General features: G+C 47.1%; 15 protein-coding genes and 1 pseudogene. 5 read left to right on the top strand and 11 right to left on the bottom strand.

Features of this window, described 5'->3' with window-relative positions; genetic code table 11:
- Window positions 1-104: 104 nt before the first annotated feature.
- A complete protein-coding gene (gene surE, locus QUA02_RS05550) occupies window positions 105-911 on the bottom strand; it encodes a 5'/3'-nucleotidase SurE (RefSeq protein WP_333025914.1) in 807 nt (268 codons plus the stop codon).
- A 210-nt stretch (window positions 912-1,121) separates the two neighbouring features.
- Between surE and pheS the strand changes: the two genes are divergently transcribed.
- A complete protein-coding gene (pheS, locus tag QUA02_RS05545; protein ID WP_333025912.1) occupies window positions 1,122-2,126 on the top strand; it encodes a phenylalanine--tRNA ligase subunit alpha in 1,005 nt (334 codons plus the stop codon).
- Between the two features lie 375 nt (window positions 2,127-2,501).
- Here pheS and QUA02_RS05540 read toward each other — a convergent pair whose 3' ends face one another.
- On the bottom strand, window positions 2,502-3,158 hold the full coding sequence (locus QUA02_RS05540; RefSeq protein WP_333025910.1) for an aspartate/glutamate racemase family protein: 657 nt from the start codon (window positions 3,156-3,158) through the stop codon (window positions 2,502-2,504).
- Between QUA02_RS05540 and QUA02_RS05535 the strand changes: the two genes are divergently transcribed.
- The gene (locus QUA02_RS05535; protein WP_333025909.1) at window positions 3,157-3,339 is read left to right on the top strand and encodes a hypothetical protein; all 183 of its coding nucleotides are present in this window, start codon (window positions 3,157-3,159) and stop codon (window positions 3,337-3,339) included. The two genes, QUA02_RS05540 and QUA02_RS05535, sit on opposite strands and share 2 nt — an antisense overlap.
- Before the next feature lie 101 nt (window positions 3,340-3,440).
- Window positions 3,441-3,827, top strand: a pseudogene (locus tag QUA02_RS05530) (tRNA ligase subunit PheS family protein); the annotation flags it as partial.
- A 185-nt stretch (window positions 3,828-4,012) separates the two neighbouring features.
- Here the strand turns inward: QUA02_RS05530 and QUA02_RS05525 are convergent.
- A complete protein-coding gene (locus QUA02_RS05525) occupies window positions 4,013-4,459 on the bottom strand; it encodes a hypothetical protein (protein ID WP_333025907.1) in 447 nt (148 codons plus the stop codon).
- 593 nt (window positions 4,460-5,052) lie between these two features.
- On the opposite strand from QUA02_RS05525, the gene QUA02_RS05520 reads away from it, so the two are divergent.
- On the top strand, window positions 5,053-6,018 hold the full coding sequence (locus QUA02_RS05520; RefSeq protein ID WP_333025906.1) for an SH3 domain-containing protein: 966 nt from the start codon (window positions 5,053-5,055) through the stop codon (window positions 6,016-6,018).
- A gap of 262 nt (window positions 6,019-6,280) precedes the next feature.
- On the opposite strand, the gene QUA02_RS05515 is transcribed toward QUA02_RS05520, so the two are convergent.
- The 8 genes from QUA02_RS05515 to groES all read right to left on the bottom strand — a co-directional run bounded on the left by QUA02_RS05515 (window position 6,281) and on the right by groES (window position 12,172).
- Window positions 6,281-6,709 (bottom strand): hypothetical protein, encoded by a 429-nt coding sequence (locus tag QUA02_RS05515; protein ID WP_333025904.1) that lies wholly within the window; start codon window positions 6,707-6,709, stop codon window positions 6,281-6,283.
- Window positions 6,709-7,371: a glutathione S-transferase family protein gene (locus tag QUA02_RS05510; RefSeq protein ID WP_333025903.1), complete on the bottom strand. Its 663-nt coding sequence runs from the start codon at window positions 7,369-7,371 to the stop codon at window positions 6,709-6,711. Before QUA02_RS05510 ends, QUA02_RS05515 begins: the two co-directional genes overlap by 1 nt.
- A 46-nt stretch (window positions 7,372-7,417) precedes the next feature.
- Window positions 7,418-7,927, bottom strand: a complete 510-nt coding sequence (locus QUA02_RS05505) for a hypothetical protein (protein WP_333025902.1) — start codon at window positions 7,925-7,927, stop codon at window positions 7,418-7,420.
- Window positions 7,881-8,375, bottom strand: coding sequence for a hypothetical protein (locus QUA02_RS05500; RefSeq protein WP_333025901.1), 495 nt, complete (start codon window positions 8,373-8,375; stop codon window positions 7,881-7,883). The genes QUA02_RS05505 and QUA02_RS05500 overlap by 47 nt, the downstream gene beginning before the upstream one ends.
- Window positions 8,376-8,561: 186 nt before the next feature.
- Window positions 8,562-8,762: a hypothetical protein gene (locus QUA02_RS05495; protein WP_333025900.1), complete on the bottom strand. Its 201-nt coding sequence runs from the start codon at window positions 8,760-8,762 to the stop codon at window positions 8,562-8,564.
- Between the two features lie 102 nt (window positions 8,763-8,864).
- Window positions 8,865-9,953: a hypothetical protein gene (locus tag QUA02_RS05490; RefSeq protein ID WP_333025898.1), complete on the bottom strand. Its 1,089-nt coding sequence runs from the start codon at window positions 9,951-9,953 to the stop codon at window positions 8,865-8,867.
- Window positions 9,954-10,081: 128 nt separating this feature from the next.
- Window positions 10,082-11,722 (bottom strand): chaperonin GroEL, encoded by a 1,641-nt coding sequence (groL, locus tag QUA02_RS05485; protein WP_333025897.1) that lies wholly within the window; start codon window positions 11,720-11,722, stop codon window positions 10,082-10,084.
- 138 nt (window positions 11,723-11,860) lie between these two features.
- A complete protein-coding gene (groES, locus tag QUA02_RS05480) occupies window positions 11,861-12,172 on the bottom strand; it encodes a co-chaperone GroES (RefSeq protein WP_332945088.1) in 312 nt (103 codons plus the stop codon).
- Between the two features lie 259 nt (window positions 12,173-12,431).
- Here groES and QUA02_RS05475 point away from each other — a divergent pair, with 259 nt between their 5' ends.
- Complete coding sequence (locus tag QUA02_RS05475) at window positions 12,432-12,857, top strand: (2Fe-2S) ferredoxin domain-containing protein (RefSeq protein ID WP_333025896.1); 426 nt, start codon at window positions 12,432-12,434, stop codon at window positions 12,855-12,857.
- Window positions 12,858-13,243 lie beyond the last annotated feature (386 nt).

Raw genomic sequence — 13,243 nt, 5'->3', positions numbered from 1 at the left:
AACCAACAACTAATTGGGAGCCTGCGTTAACGCCTAAGGCATAGACCTTTATAGGCACTTTTCCTTAATTCCTAGTTTACCGCTCGGATCGGGTCGATCGGAGCTCACTGCCTTGGAAAACCTTCAAATTGCCAATCCCGCAACCAGTGCAAGTCGGGAACACAGGTGAGATTGTATTGCAGCGGAGTCAGGGTTATCCTGTTGTCGCGAATAGCTTGTACGTCCGTAGGAATATCATGCGGCACCGCCGGATTGGGGGTTTCTTCTACATCTTCTAACAATTCCCCAGCCAGCCAATAATAAGTTTTGCCGCGCGGATCGGTGCGCTTTTGAAATATGTCGAAATAGCGGCGAATGCCTTGACGGGCGATCGTAACTCCGGTAATTTCTGCTTGTGTGACTGCTGGTATGTTGACATTCAAGAGCATCGGTTTCGGCATTGGCTGTTTGGTCAACTGTGCCAGCAACGTGACAGCGAAATCCACCGCCGGCCCAAATTCCTGCGAAGTATAGCTCGCGAGGCTGAAAGCAATGCTGGGAATGCCTTCCATAATTCCTTCCATTGCTGCCGAAACCGTGCCCGAACAGATGATGTCCGTGCCTAAATTGGGCCCGTGGTTGACACCGGAAATCACAAAATCTGGCGGTTTGTCAAGTAAAGCCCACAAAGCGAGTTTCACGCAGTCGGCGGGAGTACCCGAACAAGCCCAAGCTTTGACTGCGGGATCAAAAATAGATTCGACAATTTCGGCGCGGATGGGCTGGTGCAGGGTGAGGCCGTGGCCGGTAGCGGAGCGCTCTCTGTCGGGACAAACTACGCTCACGTCGTGGCCGGCGGCGGCGAGTGCGTTGGCGAGGCTGCGGATGCCTTGTGCAAAGATGCCGTCGTCGTTGCTAATTAGAAGTTTCATGAAAAGTTTTGTAGGCCAGATCACAATACTAAACTAAATTCAAGTCGGGCGATCGCTCTAACATCCAATTACCTATTACGAATTACCCGTAACTACCGAAAATCTAAAATCTAAAATCAACAAGACTGTCGAGCCAAAATTGCGCTAAACTCAGCTTGGCTCAAAACAGCCATCAATTCCATAATCTAAAATCTAAAATCTAAAATCAAAATGACTGTCCAGCTAAGCGACATTGAAACTCAACTAGAAATTCTCGGCCAAGAGTCCAAAAGTGCGATCGCAACTGCCAATACCATCGAACAACTCGAACAGTTGCGCGTCGGCTACCTCGGCAAAAAAGGCCAACTCTCTCAAATTTTAGGCATGATGGGCAAACTGTCGCCAGACCAGCGACCCAAAGTAGGCGCGATCGCCAACACCGTCAAAGAAGCCCTACAAACCGATTTGGAACACAAGCGCACCGCCCTCCAAACCGCCCAAATCCAAGCCAAATTAGCCTCGGAAACCATCGATGTCACCATGCCGGGGATTTTTCGACCCCAAGGCCGCGTTCACCCCTTAAACAGCGTCATAGACCGCGCTTTGGATATCTTTGTCGGCCTCGGCTACACCGTCGCCAACGGCCCGGAAATGGAAACAGATTATTACAACTTTGAGGCGCTGAACACCCCGCCAGACCACCCTGCGCGGGATATGCAAGATACCTTTTACCTGCCAGGAGGCGACTTGCTGCGGACTCAAACATCATCAGTGCAAATTCGCTACATGGAACAGCACAAACCGCCGATTCGGATTGTCTCTCCCGGCCGCGTTTACCGCCGCGATACTGTCGATGCTACTCACGCGGCAGTCTTCCACCAAATAGAACTTTTGGCAATAGATGAAGGGCTGACATTTACTGACTTGAAAGGCACAATTAAAGAGTTTTTGCGGCAAATGTTCGGGCAAGATTTGCCGATTCGTTTCCGCACGAGTTACTTTCCATTTACAGAACCTTCTGCCGAAGTTGATTTGCAGTGGAACGGCAAATGGCTGGAAGTTTTGGGATGCGGTACGGTCGATCCTAACGTTCTTCAAGGAGTTGGTTTAGACCCGGAAAAATATACTGGTTTTGCTGCTGGTTTTGGGGTCGAGCGCTTCGCAATGGTACTGCATGAAATTGATGACATCCGTCGGGTTTATGCCAGCGATTTGCGCTTTTTGCGGCAATTTTAAAAAGAAAGAATTCAGGAGTCAGGAGTCATATCAAATCCGGTGGCATCGGAATCATAAGCGATCGCGATCGATCGCTACTTATAGCGAGCGTCCCGCTCGCACTGCAACTCGAAAAATTATATCAAATCCGGTAGCATCGGAATTAATATAACCCGCAATCAAGACACGGCAGTGCCGTGTCCCTACAATAAATCTAGCGTAGGGAAACGGCATTGCCGTGTCCTCGCTTATCATTCCGGCGCAGCCGGAATTGATATTATGTATGATTCCGATGAAGCGCGGAAACGATATCATTCGGGAGCGCATGAATTCTAACTCCTGAATTCTTCTTCATTAATCTGAATCGAATCACTGAATTAACGAAGTATTCCTAAGTTAGGATTTAGAGTTTGGATACGCCAAATCACCCACCTTGCTGGTTCCCAGTCCCAAACCCACCAGGGCTTCCACAAGTTTGACTGCCGCACTGACTCCATCAATGACGGGAATTCCCAATTCCTGACTTAACTGAGTTGGTAAATCAGCCATGCCACCACAACCCAGTACGATCGCCCCACAATGGTCTTCTTCCAGTGCCAAGCGGCACTCTTGTAAAATTGCCGTTTTTGCGTGGGGGGTTTCTAAACTTAATACGGGTAAGTCGATCGCCCGCACCTTATGACAAAACCGGGTCATTCCATAGTTATCCACCAAATGTTGAGCAATCACCCGTGTCCTCTCTAAGGTGGTGACAATAGAAAACCCAGTGGAGATAAAACTGGCAGCGTGCATAGCCGCCTCCGCAATTCCCAACACCGGACCTTTTGCCAACTCGCGTGCTGCCAGTAGCCCCGGGTCTCCAAAGCAAGCAATCACGTACCCATCAATTCCTGCCGCCTCCCCTTTAGAAATTTCTTCTAGCACCCCTACTACACTCATGGCTTCGTCGTAGTGTCCTTCGATCGCAGTCGGACCTGACACCGGATTGCAGGCAACAATTTCTGTTCCCGGGCTGGCAACAGCAACGGCAGCCGCACCAATCTTTTGAGTCATGCTGACATTTGTATTTGGGTTGATGACCTTGATTCTCATAGTTAATAAGTTGATACATATAATTCTGAATGACCGCGGGCGGCTGGATCGAGTTGCCACTCCAGATGATTGTACGATCGTCCCGGCTCTCAGTTTGTTGCCAATTTCAGGGGCGACTGTAACAAAAAATAACATTTTATAACAATTACTTGACTTAAGTGCAGGCTTGAAATTGTTTAAAGTCTGATTCTGGAATACAAATCGATTTTTTTGCTATATTGACCTGCAATTAAGATAATGGTTTTGGTTATATGTGATGAAAATCTGACATTTACTGACTTGAAAGGCACAATAAAACATTTTTTGTGGCAAATGTTCGGGCAAGATTTGCCGATTCGTTTCCGCACGAGTTACTTTCAGTTTACAGAGCCTTCTGCCGAAGTTGATTTGCAGTGGAACGGCAAATGGCTGGAAGTTTTGGGCTGCAAAACGGTCGATCCTAATGTTCTTAAAGGAGTCGGTTTAGACCCAGAAAAATATACTGGGTTTGCGGCCGGTTTTGGGGTCGAGCGATTCGCAATCGTACTTTATGAAATCGACGACATTCGCCGGGTTTATGCTAGCGATTTGCGCTTTTTGCGGAAATTTTCAATAATGGTTGGGGTCGGTTACACGATCCGTTCCGTATAGAGGTGTTGGTCAATGTACATCAACCTTTCAGGTTCAAGTAAGTAAGTAAGTACAAATAAACATTACTTGGGGAGAGGGCGGGTTCTGCAACGATCGACTCGCCCTTACTGTAGATAAGCGCTAAAGCTGCGCCTACAAGCCCCTGCAAGATATTGTTTTTTTGCGCTTACCTACTTATTTATTGTCTACTTGCTAAAAACACCCTTGATGCTGTCAACAGCGCGCTCTACAGCATTTTTGGTATTATCAACTGCTTTCTGAGTCCGAGCTGAATCTTCTGTTGCTCTTTTCTCAATTGTGGCCGCATCTTTCTTAGCTTTGCGCTCTACGACACTACCATCATCCGATGCTCGATCGACTTTAGCAGCATTTGTCTTGGCAGTTTCCTTAACCTTCTCTTCTGTATCTCGGATGAAATTCTTGGCTCGTCCAGCATCTTTGCTGGCTTTTTCTTGAACCGCATCGCCCGCATCTGCTGCTGCGATCGAGTTTACAGCAGGAGAAGCCATTGCTGCGGTGTTCGAGAAAAACGCACCCTGCCAAACGAAGACCATCGCTGACACGCAAAGCACAGTTGCAGCCATCCAGCGCCCGACAGTCGAAAGCCGTTTCGTAAAAGAATTCAGTTTCATACAATACACAATCAGATATGACATTCTATTTCTACTCGATCGGAGCGCTCGGCTGAACCGTTCTCTAGAGAGAGGTTATCCGCCGACGAACGGTTACAAAAATTCCCTCTTTTGATAGATTGAATCAAGGAAAGTCAGTTTTAGATTTTAGATTTGATATTTTAGAATTGACTGCACAGCCGCGCTCTGGGAGGTTTAACTCTCGGTCTGTCGATTTTTTGATTTTAGATTGACTCCACAGATGAATTTGGGGACTCTCCCACTGTCAGCGAGAGCGCGGTAATTTTAAGTAAGGTTCGATCGACTGTTACGCATTTAAACTGTTAACTTTTGACTTTCCTGCTCTCCCATTTCCCCACTCTCCCCCTTTCCCCTCTCCCGCTCCCCCACTCTGCCATAACCAGCAATTTCTAGGCGTAGCAGCTTAATTTGTCCTCGCTTAACTCTCAGCAAACATTAAATTATATAAAGAAAAGTTGACTTACAGGCATAAAAATGTTATATAAAGATTTTTTGTGGAAGACAAATCGATTTTTTTGCTATATTGACCTGCAATTAAGATAATGATTGTGGTTAAGTGAGGAGTTGAACGGATGAAAAACTTGAATTGCTGGAACAAACCCGCTGCATTGCTGGGCGCGATCGCGATCGCAGCCGGAAGTGTGCAGGCGAATGCCATCGGTGTTGCCGCCCCATCAACATCCACTGTCAGTCAGGATGGTGAAAATATTTCCTTTGAAGATAGCGCCACCTTTCAAATAGCCCAGACTGGCAACCTTTGCCGCAAAGTCACTCCCAAAGAAGGTTTGACCGTTCGCCAGAACCCAGACCCCAAATCCCCTAGAGTTGGCGGGGTAGCACTTAACACTCAGGTAATGCTGTCTCAAGGCGCTACTTCGGTTAAAGCCTCCGACGGCCGCCTCTGGATTCAAATTAGCGCTCCCGTCAAAGGGTATGTGGCTAGCGGATATCCCAAGGACGAAAGTAATTTAGGTTCGTGCACAATTAGTCAAACTCCTTCCCCCAGCCCCGCGCCGGCACCAGCACCGACACCAGCACCGACACCAGCACCAGCACCGACACCAGCGCCCCGTCCAAGTCCTGCACCAGCACCGACACCAGCGCCCCGTCCAAGTCCTGCACCAGCACCGACACCAGCACCGGCACCGACACCAGCACCAGCACCAGCACCAGCACCAGCACCAGCACCAGCACCAGCACCAGCACCAGCGCCTGCACCCGCACCCGCACCAGCACCAGCACCAGCACCCGCGCCTGCACCGGCCCCCGCACCGGCCCCCGCACCGGCACCAGCACCAGGCCCCGTAAGTCTGTGCCGCCAAGTAGAACCTCGCGTAGCGCCGAGGGGCCTAGCTATCCGCACTGAGCCTTCAAAGACTGCTGCGGTTAAAGGTGGCGTACCGGCTAACGGTCAAGTAACGCTTGTGCCGAATTTCCAGTTAGTGAAAGATAGGAATGGAGAAGACCGCAATTGGGTTGAGATTTCAGCCCCTGTGGCCGGATTCGTCTCGGCTGGAAATTTGATCATGTGCAAGTAAACTTCTGAGTTCGATCGCTCTTTTTGACTAAAAGAGCGATCGACACCGAAAATAGTTTTAAGATTGTCGCGCAGCCCGGGAACAATGCGGAACAGAGACTGCTTCTTGGACTTACGCATGAATAACTTATTTCTATCGGGAAGCAGCGGTAGCGGATCTTTCTCAGCTTCTGTTTTTAATCATCGGTTTCGTCAAGTCCTAGCTTCTTTCCTCGCAACGAAGGCGGGGTGAATGAATTTAAGCAAAAAGCCGATCGACCTTTCTACTGACAGCGGCCGGCAGCCCAATTTTGGTGTCCGCGGCCTGGTTGACACCGGGATTGTCGGCCTATCCAAAGAATTTCCCACTTATTTTGCCTGAATACGAACTCGATGCGGTGCTGCATTGCAGCAACAGAATCGTCAGCTAAACCGATGACAGTATGCACAATTACTGCGGTTTCTCGCGTGGGATATTCCACCGAAATTCCATCGCTTTTTCTGCCTTCAGATTCTCGATCGAGAATAAAGAGTTTGGCTGCGATATCTTTGGGGTTAGAGACGGTAATTTTGCGATCGGCCAGGAACTGTTTGACATTAATTGATTCGTAGTTCGATCGGGCGGCGGGCTGCCCCATTGCTGCGATGGGAATTTGGATGCAGGTGAAAACTGCGAGGAAAAAGAGCGATCGCTTGAGAGTTGATTTGTTCATTAGGCTTCAGATTGTGCCAGAAATTTTTGTCTCCGAGATGCGAAAGCCGCCAAGTCTGCCTCAGTGAATTGAGTTTGCTGCCATGAGGGACGCGACATTAGTCGATCGCACCAAGCTTGAATTTTAGGATAGCCGTCTATGGATACACCAACCTGCGACGACAGCAAAGGCACGACGGTACCGGCAGTGCACTCGGCAAAGGTAACAGTGTTGCTAGCGAAAAAAGGGCGATCGTCCAACAAACCTTCAAAAAATGCCAGCACAGTATTGACTTTTTCCTTCGCCTTTTTTATTGCTTGAGGTTCAGGATTTCCCCAGCCCATTTTTTCGCTAATGAGGGGGGAAAGGGCCGGCCCAAGTTCGTTAATCGTGACCAATTCTACCATTTTCACAACTGCCAAATCTTGCGGTTCTTTCGGGAGCATTGCCGGTTCGGGATACTTCGTTTCTAGATAGTCAAGAATTGCCAGAGACTCGAAGACGGTGAAGCCATCATCCACCAAAACAGGGATGCGGTGAAAAGGATTCATTGCCACAAATTCAGACTGCAAGTGATCGCCGTCCAAGTGGATTTCTATTAATTCAAAATCGAGGTTTTTTTCTAAAAGGGCGACCCACACGCGGCGGGAGTTGGTGGAAATGGGAGTGTGATAAAGTTTCATAGCTGGTGGGGGTGGTTATTGAGAGGTAATAGAAGCCACATTTTGATTATACACCTTCACTGTCATTTGATTGATTTTCTCCAACTTGGTCTTTTCCAGTTTCACTGTCTCCACTGTCTGCTAAATTGTTACTTTCATCGGAAACTTCATAATTATCCATAATTTCGCGCAATAGACGTTTTAGATTATTATCCGGTGGTCGTTTTTCAAATTCTGCGTGCGTGTAAATCCACAGCAACACAACTTCTTGTTTTGTAATATCTAACAAATATATAAGTCGCCCCTGTTCCGCAGATCCGCGAAGCTGAGGCATTTTAAACTCCAGCTTCCACAATTCAAATCCATCACGGCTACTGCCTTTTGACCAAGGTTCTAAATGTCCCAACGGTGGACGGGGACGGGGGTCAACGCTCAAAATTCTGAGGAATTTTTGGAGTAATTCGACAAATTTTACTAATCCTGCCTGATTTTTACGATAGCGATCGCGGATTAGTTTTTGCTGAGTTTTATCAAAGTTCTTCGAGAGCTTGATATGAAATTGCTCTGATCCGTTCACAGGCCTCCTCCGCCGTCATTGCCTCGCTAGTTTCCAACCCTGCAAAAGTTTCCTCCAGGGCTTCGGATAGTGCTTTTTCATAAGCAATATCTTCCCTTTCAATCCCACTCAAAATTGCATTTAGAAGACGTTGAAATGCTCCCATGTAAGCGATCAAACCGTCTTTCTCACCTTTAAGTACAATTAAAAATAAAGTAAAAGCCAAAGAAAAACGCCCTAAAAAGTCAATTAAAATTCCCTTAATGCCTTGAGGCGGTTCAATGACGGCATAGGCAAAAATTTTGAGTATTTCTCGCGTTTCAGGGGGAATCTGCTCCCAACGAGCGTCAATTATTACAGCTAGATTGTTTGCTTTTTGAGCCAGTTCCCAAAACCTTGAAGCGCTGGACGTGCGCGGCTGAAATATCTGCCGAATTTCGCTGGGGCTAATTGTGATGGTGGCTGACATTTGCCTGACCTCTGCTCACTTTACGATTACTCAGTCATTCTCAGTATATCATCTAAACCAACTTCTGAAAATCCTGTCATTGACTGATTATTGGCTTATTGTGACTTCCTGACGCACAGACGAGGTAATCGCCTCTACTAGAAATAATCGCTCACTAAGTGACAACTTCTGGGTTAATTCAACTAATTATTGAAACGATATTTTTTTGGATGTTTCTGAAAATTTCTCATCCTGAGCTGGCGAAGAAACCTCACCATAACTTAAAGTTTTGACTGAAGTATTCTGATCTAAAGTTGTCGTCATGTCTGCGTGGAGAAGCTCTAAAAATTTAATATCGTTCCCTAAATCCGCCGCCTCATCCTCATCTACATCTTCAATTACTTGCAAACGTTCTTAATAGGCATTGATTTGATGTTCAATGGCTTCTATAATAAACCTTAAATCTTGAAATGATAGATTCATGTTAGCTTACTATCCTATAAATCACCTCTACAAGTAGTATAAGGAATCGATTTCAGAGTCATCGTCAGAGGTGCGTTCGGCACGAATATCGTCCATAATTTCCTGAAAATCTGGATCGTCTTTAAACACACCCGCAAATTGCATCCAGGCGGGTTCTGAAGCTTGAATCGGGACTTCCCAGGAAAGAGTTTCAATATGCTTAAGTCGTTCTAAAAATGTGGTTTGAATTTTGGTAATTGCTTCTTCTCGACTTGCTGCTTCAACTCGACATTGCGGGAACTCAAAAATAGAAGCAGAAACCTTTCCTGAAGAGAGGGTTTCTAACAGGAGTGTTACTTTCAATTGGCTAGATGGTTGGGATTGCAATACATTTAAGCTTGTTAACCTATTGACATTCGCTTTAGGGATTTTATTAATTTCGCAGTACATATTACATTGCTGCACCAACTCTGATTTAACAGCGCAAAACTCCTTGCACACTATGAAAATTCTGCAAGCATCTCCAAATGCTGAATGAGGTTTCATCTTATTTTTATACTTTAATGGCAATTTATAGTTAAAATTCTTTGATCCAAAGCATTTATTTTTAGCATAAAATCCGATAATTAACGATATTTTGTCAAGAGAGAAGAGATAGCCTATCTCCTTTTCAATAACAAGTTGTATGTCAATAACTTGAATATTCGATATATTGACTTTTGCCATTTTCAAAATCTTGATATCCTCCCTCCCACCAAACAATACAATCTGGTCAACTTGATGTATCTTAAACAGGTTGTGAATGTATTCGCGTAATTCATCTAGGCATTGGGAGCGTAGCTTTCTTGCTATAACTTGATCAGACTTTTCTAACCGGTAGCTCGGATCGAATACTTTCTGATACTCTCCTCTTTTAAGGTTTGCCACTCTTTCCGAAAATCCAACAGTTTTACCAATGTCATTGATAATATTTTTCCTGATAACAAGGAATACATCATAGGATAATTTTTTACTCTCAAATAAAAGCTGATGGCGCTCTACATCATATATCACGGCACCAATTTCTGTAGGGAAATAGTTTCCTCTAAAAGAACCATAAATTGGCCCAAACTCCAAATCTAAAAATAGAGTATTCATCTACCTGCTACTTGCTAACTAGCTCAATTTTTTAATCCTACTATAATTGTGCAACGCCAAAGCACTTCCCAAATATAACAAACAGGGCGGGCCCTAAAGCCCGCCCCATCAAACGATCGACTATCGACTTAGTAATCGAAGTCGCCGCCGCCCATGCCGCCGCCAGCGCCTGCTGCAGCGCCATCCTTCGGTTCAGGCTTGTCAACGACGATGCACTCGGTTGTCAGCACCATACCAGCAATAGATGCGGCATTTTGCAGAGCAGAACGAGTCACCTTCGCAGGGTCAACGATACCAGCTTCAAACATATCGACAAACTCATTTGTCGCTGCGTTGAAACCGACGTTAAACGGCTTTTCTTTGACGCGCTCAGCGATGACAGCGCCGTTCAAACCAGCGTTTTCAGCAATCCGCTTCAGAGGAGCAGCCAGAGCCCGTGCCACAATCAAAGCACCGGTCAATTCTTCGCCCTTGAGAGTGCTATTGGCCCACTCTTCCAATTGAGGAGTCAGGTGAGCCAAAGTTGTACCGCCGCCAGGAACAATTCCTTCTTCGACAGCAGCTTTGGTAGCGTTGATCGCATCTTCAAGACGCAGTTTGCGATCCTTCATTTCTGTTTCGGTAGCCGCGCCGACTTTGATGACTGCGACGCCGCCAGCCAATTTGGCCAAACGTTCTTGCAGCTTCTCTTTGTCGTAGGAAGACTCGGTTTCGTCCATTTGACGGCGAATTTGTTCGCAGCGGGACTTGACGGCGGCTTCATTACCTTCGGCAACAATTGTGGTGCTGTCTTTGGTGATGGTGATGCGGCGGGCTTTGCCGATCATGTCGAGCTTGGTGTTTTCCAGTTTCAAACCGGCGTCTTCGGTGATTAGTTGACCGCCGGTCAATACGGCGATATCTTCTAACATGGCTTTGCGCCGATCGCCAAAACCGGGTGCTTTAACAGCAGTCACGTTCAACACACCGCGCAGTTTGTTGACAACGAGGGTAGCTAGAGCTTCTTTCTCAATGTCTTCTGCAATGATCAACAGCGGGCGGCCGGAACGAGCTACTTGTTCGAGCACGGGTACTAAATCTTGTACCAGAGCGATTTTCTTGTCTGTCAGCAAGATGAACGGTTCTTCTAGAATCGCTTCCATCCGTTCGGTGTCGGTGACGAAGTAGGGAGAGATGTAGCCTTTGTCAAAGCGCATCCCTTCGGTGATTTCCAATTCGGTGGTCATAGACTTCCCTTCTTCCAGGGAAATCACGCCTTCTTTGCCCACCTTGTCCATTGCGTTGGCAATCATTTGGCCGACTTCATCGTCGTTACCAGCAGAGATGGAGCCGACTTGAGCGATGGCTTTGGAATCTTCTACTTGTTTGGCGTGTTCGGCAATTTTTTCTACCAAAAACGTGGTTGCTTTGTCAACACCGCGTTTGAGGGCGATCGCGTTGGCGCCGGCTGCTACGTTCCGCAGGCCTTCTTTAACCATTGCGTGAGCTAAAACGGTAGCAGTTGTGGTGCCGTCGCCTGCTGCGTCGTTGGTTCTGGAGGCGGCTTGACGAATTAGAGCAACGCCTGTATTTTCTACGTGGTCTTCTAGTTCGATTTCTTTGGCGATGGTAACGCCGTCATTGACGATCTGAGGAGCTCCGAATTTCTTTTCGAGAACCACGTTACGGCCTTTGGGGCCGAGGGTGACTGCTACTGCTTCGGCGAGAATGTCCATACCGCGTTCGAGGGCGCGACGTGCATTTTCGTTGTAGATGATACGCTTAGCCATAGTTTTTGGGGATGAGAGGATTTAAGATTTTGGATTTGGGATGATGGATCTTAGTCATTTGTCCTGTGTCATTAGTTGTTTGGCGGCGTTCGCTTTAAACTAATGACTGATGACTAATGACTGATGACTAATGATTAATTAGTTAACGATCGCCAGAATGTCTTTTTCTGCAAGCAAGACGTATTCGTCGGTGCCGAGTTTGATGTCGGTGCCGGCGTACTTCGAGTAGAGAACTTTGTCGCCGACTTTGACTTCCATTTCAATGCGAGTGCCGTCGTCATTGCGCTTGCCGGGGCCCACGGCCGCGACTTCGCCTACTTGGGGCTTTTCCTTAGCTGTGTCGGGCAGAAGGATGCCGCCAGCGGTTTTTTCTTCGCTAGCGCTTACTTTCACGAACACGCGCTCGCCTAACGGTTTAACGGTAGAAACACTCAGTGATACTGCTGCCATAAATAAATCTCCAGATTACAGATCCTAGTCAGTGGGCCGTCAGGGGTCGCTATAAAAGCAACAGCCGACTGCTTGCTACTGACATATTAGCACTCTCGACTCCTGAGTGCTAATTTAGCTCTAGAAAGGGGCGATCGCAACTTACCTGTCTGTACGGGTTCCCGAACCGAGAATGAGTTGGAGGGAATGAGAGGGGGAGAGGAGGGGCTGTGGTGAAGACTTTCGACCCCTAACCAATTACTTTTGATTGATGAATACAATGACAGAAAATCACGATGAATCGGGCAGCCAAGGGTTGAGCGCTTGCGTCCAAAGCCTGGGAATCGCTCAAATCGAGTGGCATATTTTTATCTGTGCCGACCAAACCGTGCCCAAGTGCTGCGATCGCCAAAGCAGTCTGGTGGCTTGGAATTACTTAAAAAAACGCTTGCAAGAATTGGGGTTGGACAAGCCAAGTGCCGATCGACCAACCTGCATTTTTCGGACTAAAGCTAACTGCCTGCGAGTGTGCGGGTCTGGCCCGATTATGGTAGTCTATCCAGACGGAGTGTGGTACCGGGACGTTACGCCCCCCGTCATTGAGAGAATTATTCAGGAACATCTGATCGGCCGGGAGGTGGTTGAAGAATACGCTTTTTTAACTCATCCTTTGCCGCAGCCAGCTCAGGGGGAACCAGGCATTTAACTGTAACGCTGTGAAAAAGCACAGCGCGATCGGCAAGATGTTAAGTTTAATGTTGTGAAGTTGAGAGCGCGAGCGCACTTGTATCGCGATCGAACAACTGTATTTTCCTGCCTGTCTCTGGTAGTCCTGCTTCTTGGGTTTTTTAGGAAGTGCATCGAAGAAGTTCGGTGCCGGAGACGGGCGACATTTTGCCCAAAAGTTGCGTGCTTCGCGGACATCAGGCAGTTTGCTAAACTACACTAGAAATAGTTAAATACGTAAGTAGGGAGTCTTTAAATCTTTCTACATCAAAATTAACCAATTAAAACAGGGGCATCCACCTGTAATTAAACATCTCCAGATTAAATATCTCACTTGGGCTATCAGGGTTTCTCCCATAAATCAAG

Origin of the sequence: Microcoleus pseudofavosus SVA1_A4 (assembly GCF_036700565.1) — a bacterium.
GTDB lineage: Bacteria > Cyanobacteriota > Cyanobacteriia > Cyanobacteriales > Microcoleaceae > Microcoleus.
The sequence above is the reverse complement of the archived record's forward strand: the minus strand, read 5'-3'. Positions and strand labels throughout refer to the sequence as shown.

Bases quoted from the DNA above. Each gene is read 5' to 3' on its own strand.
- groES (WP_332945088.1), bottom strand. From the start codon at position 12,172: ATGGCAGCAGTATCACTGAGTGTTTCTACCGTTAAACCGTTAGGCGAG.
- QUA02_RS05475 (WP_333025896.1), top strand. From the start codon at position 12,432: ATGACAGAAAATCACGATGAATCGGGCAGCCAAGGGTTGAGCGCTTGC.
- groL (WP_333025897.1), bottom strand. From the start codon at position 11,722: ATGGCTAAGCGTATCATCTACAACGAAAATGCACGTCGCGCCCTCGAA.
- QUA02_RS05535 (WP_333025909.1), top strand. From the start codon at position 3,157: ATGCTGACATTTGTATTTGGGTTGATGACCTTGATTCTCATAGTTAAT.
- QUA02_RS05510 (WP_333025903.1), bottom strand. From the start codon at position 7,371: ATGAAACTTTATCACACTCCCATTTCCACCAACTCCCGCCGCGTGTGG.
- QUA02_RS05525 (WP_333025907.1), bottom strand. From the start codon at position 4,459: ATGAAACTGAATTCTTTTACGAAACGGCTTTCGACTGTCGGGCGCTGG.
- QUA02_RS05520 (WP_333025906.1), top strand. From the start codon at position 5,053: ATGAAAAACTTGAATTGCTGGAACAAACCCGCTGCATTGCTGGGCGCG.
- pheS (WP_333025912.1), top strand. From the start codon at position 1,122: ATGACTGTCCAGCTAAGCGACATTGAAACTCAACTAGAAATTCTCGGC.
- QUA02_RS05490 (WP_333025898.1), bottom strand. From the start codon at position 9,953: ATGAATACTCTATTTTTAGATTTGGAGTTTGGGCCAATTTATGGTTCT.
- QUA02_RS05515 (WP_333025904.1), bottom strand. From the start codon at position 6,709: ATGAACAAATCAACTCTCAAGCGATCGCTCTTTTTCCTCGCAGTTTTC.
- QUA02_RS05540 (WP_333025910.1), bottom strand. From the start codon at position 3,158: ATGACTCAAAAGATTGGTGCGGCTGCCGTTGCTGTTGCCAGCCCGGGA.
- QUA02_RS05500 (WP_333025901.1), bottom strand. From the start codon at position 8,375: ATGTCAGCCACCATCACAATTAGCCCCAGCGAAATTCGGCAGATATTT.
- surE (WP_333025914.1), bottom strand. From the start codon at position 911: ATGAAACTTCTAATTAGCAACGACGACGGCATCTTTGCACAAGGCATC.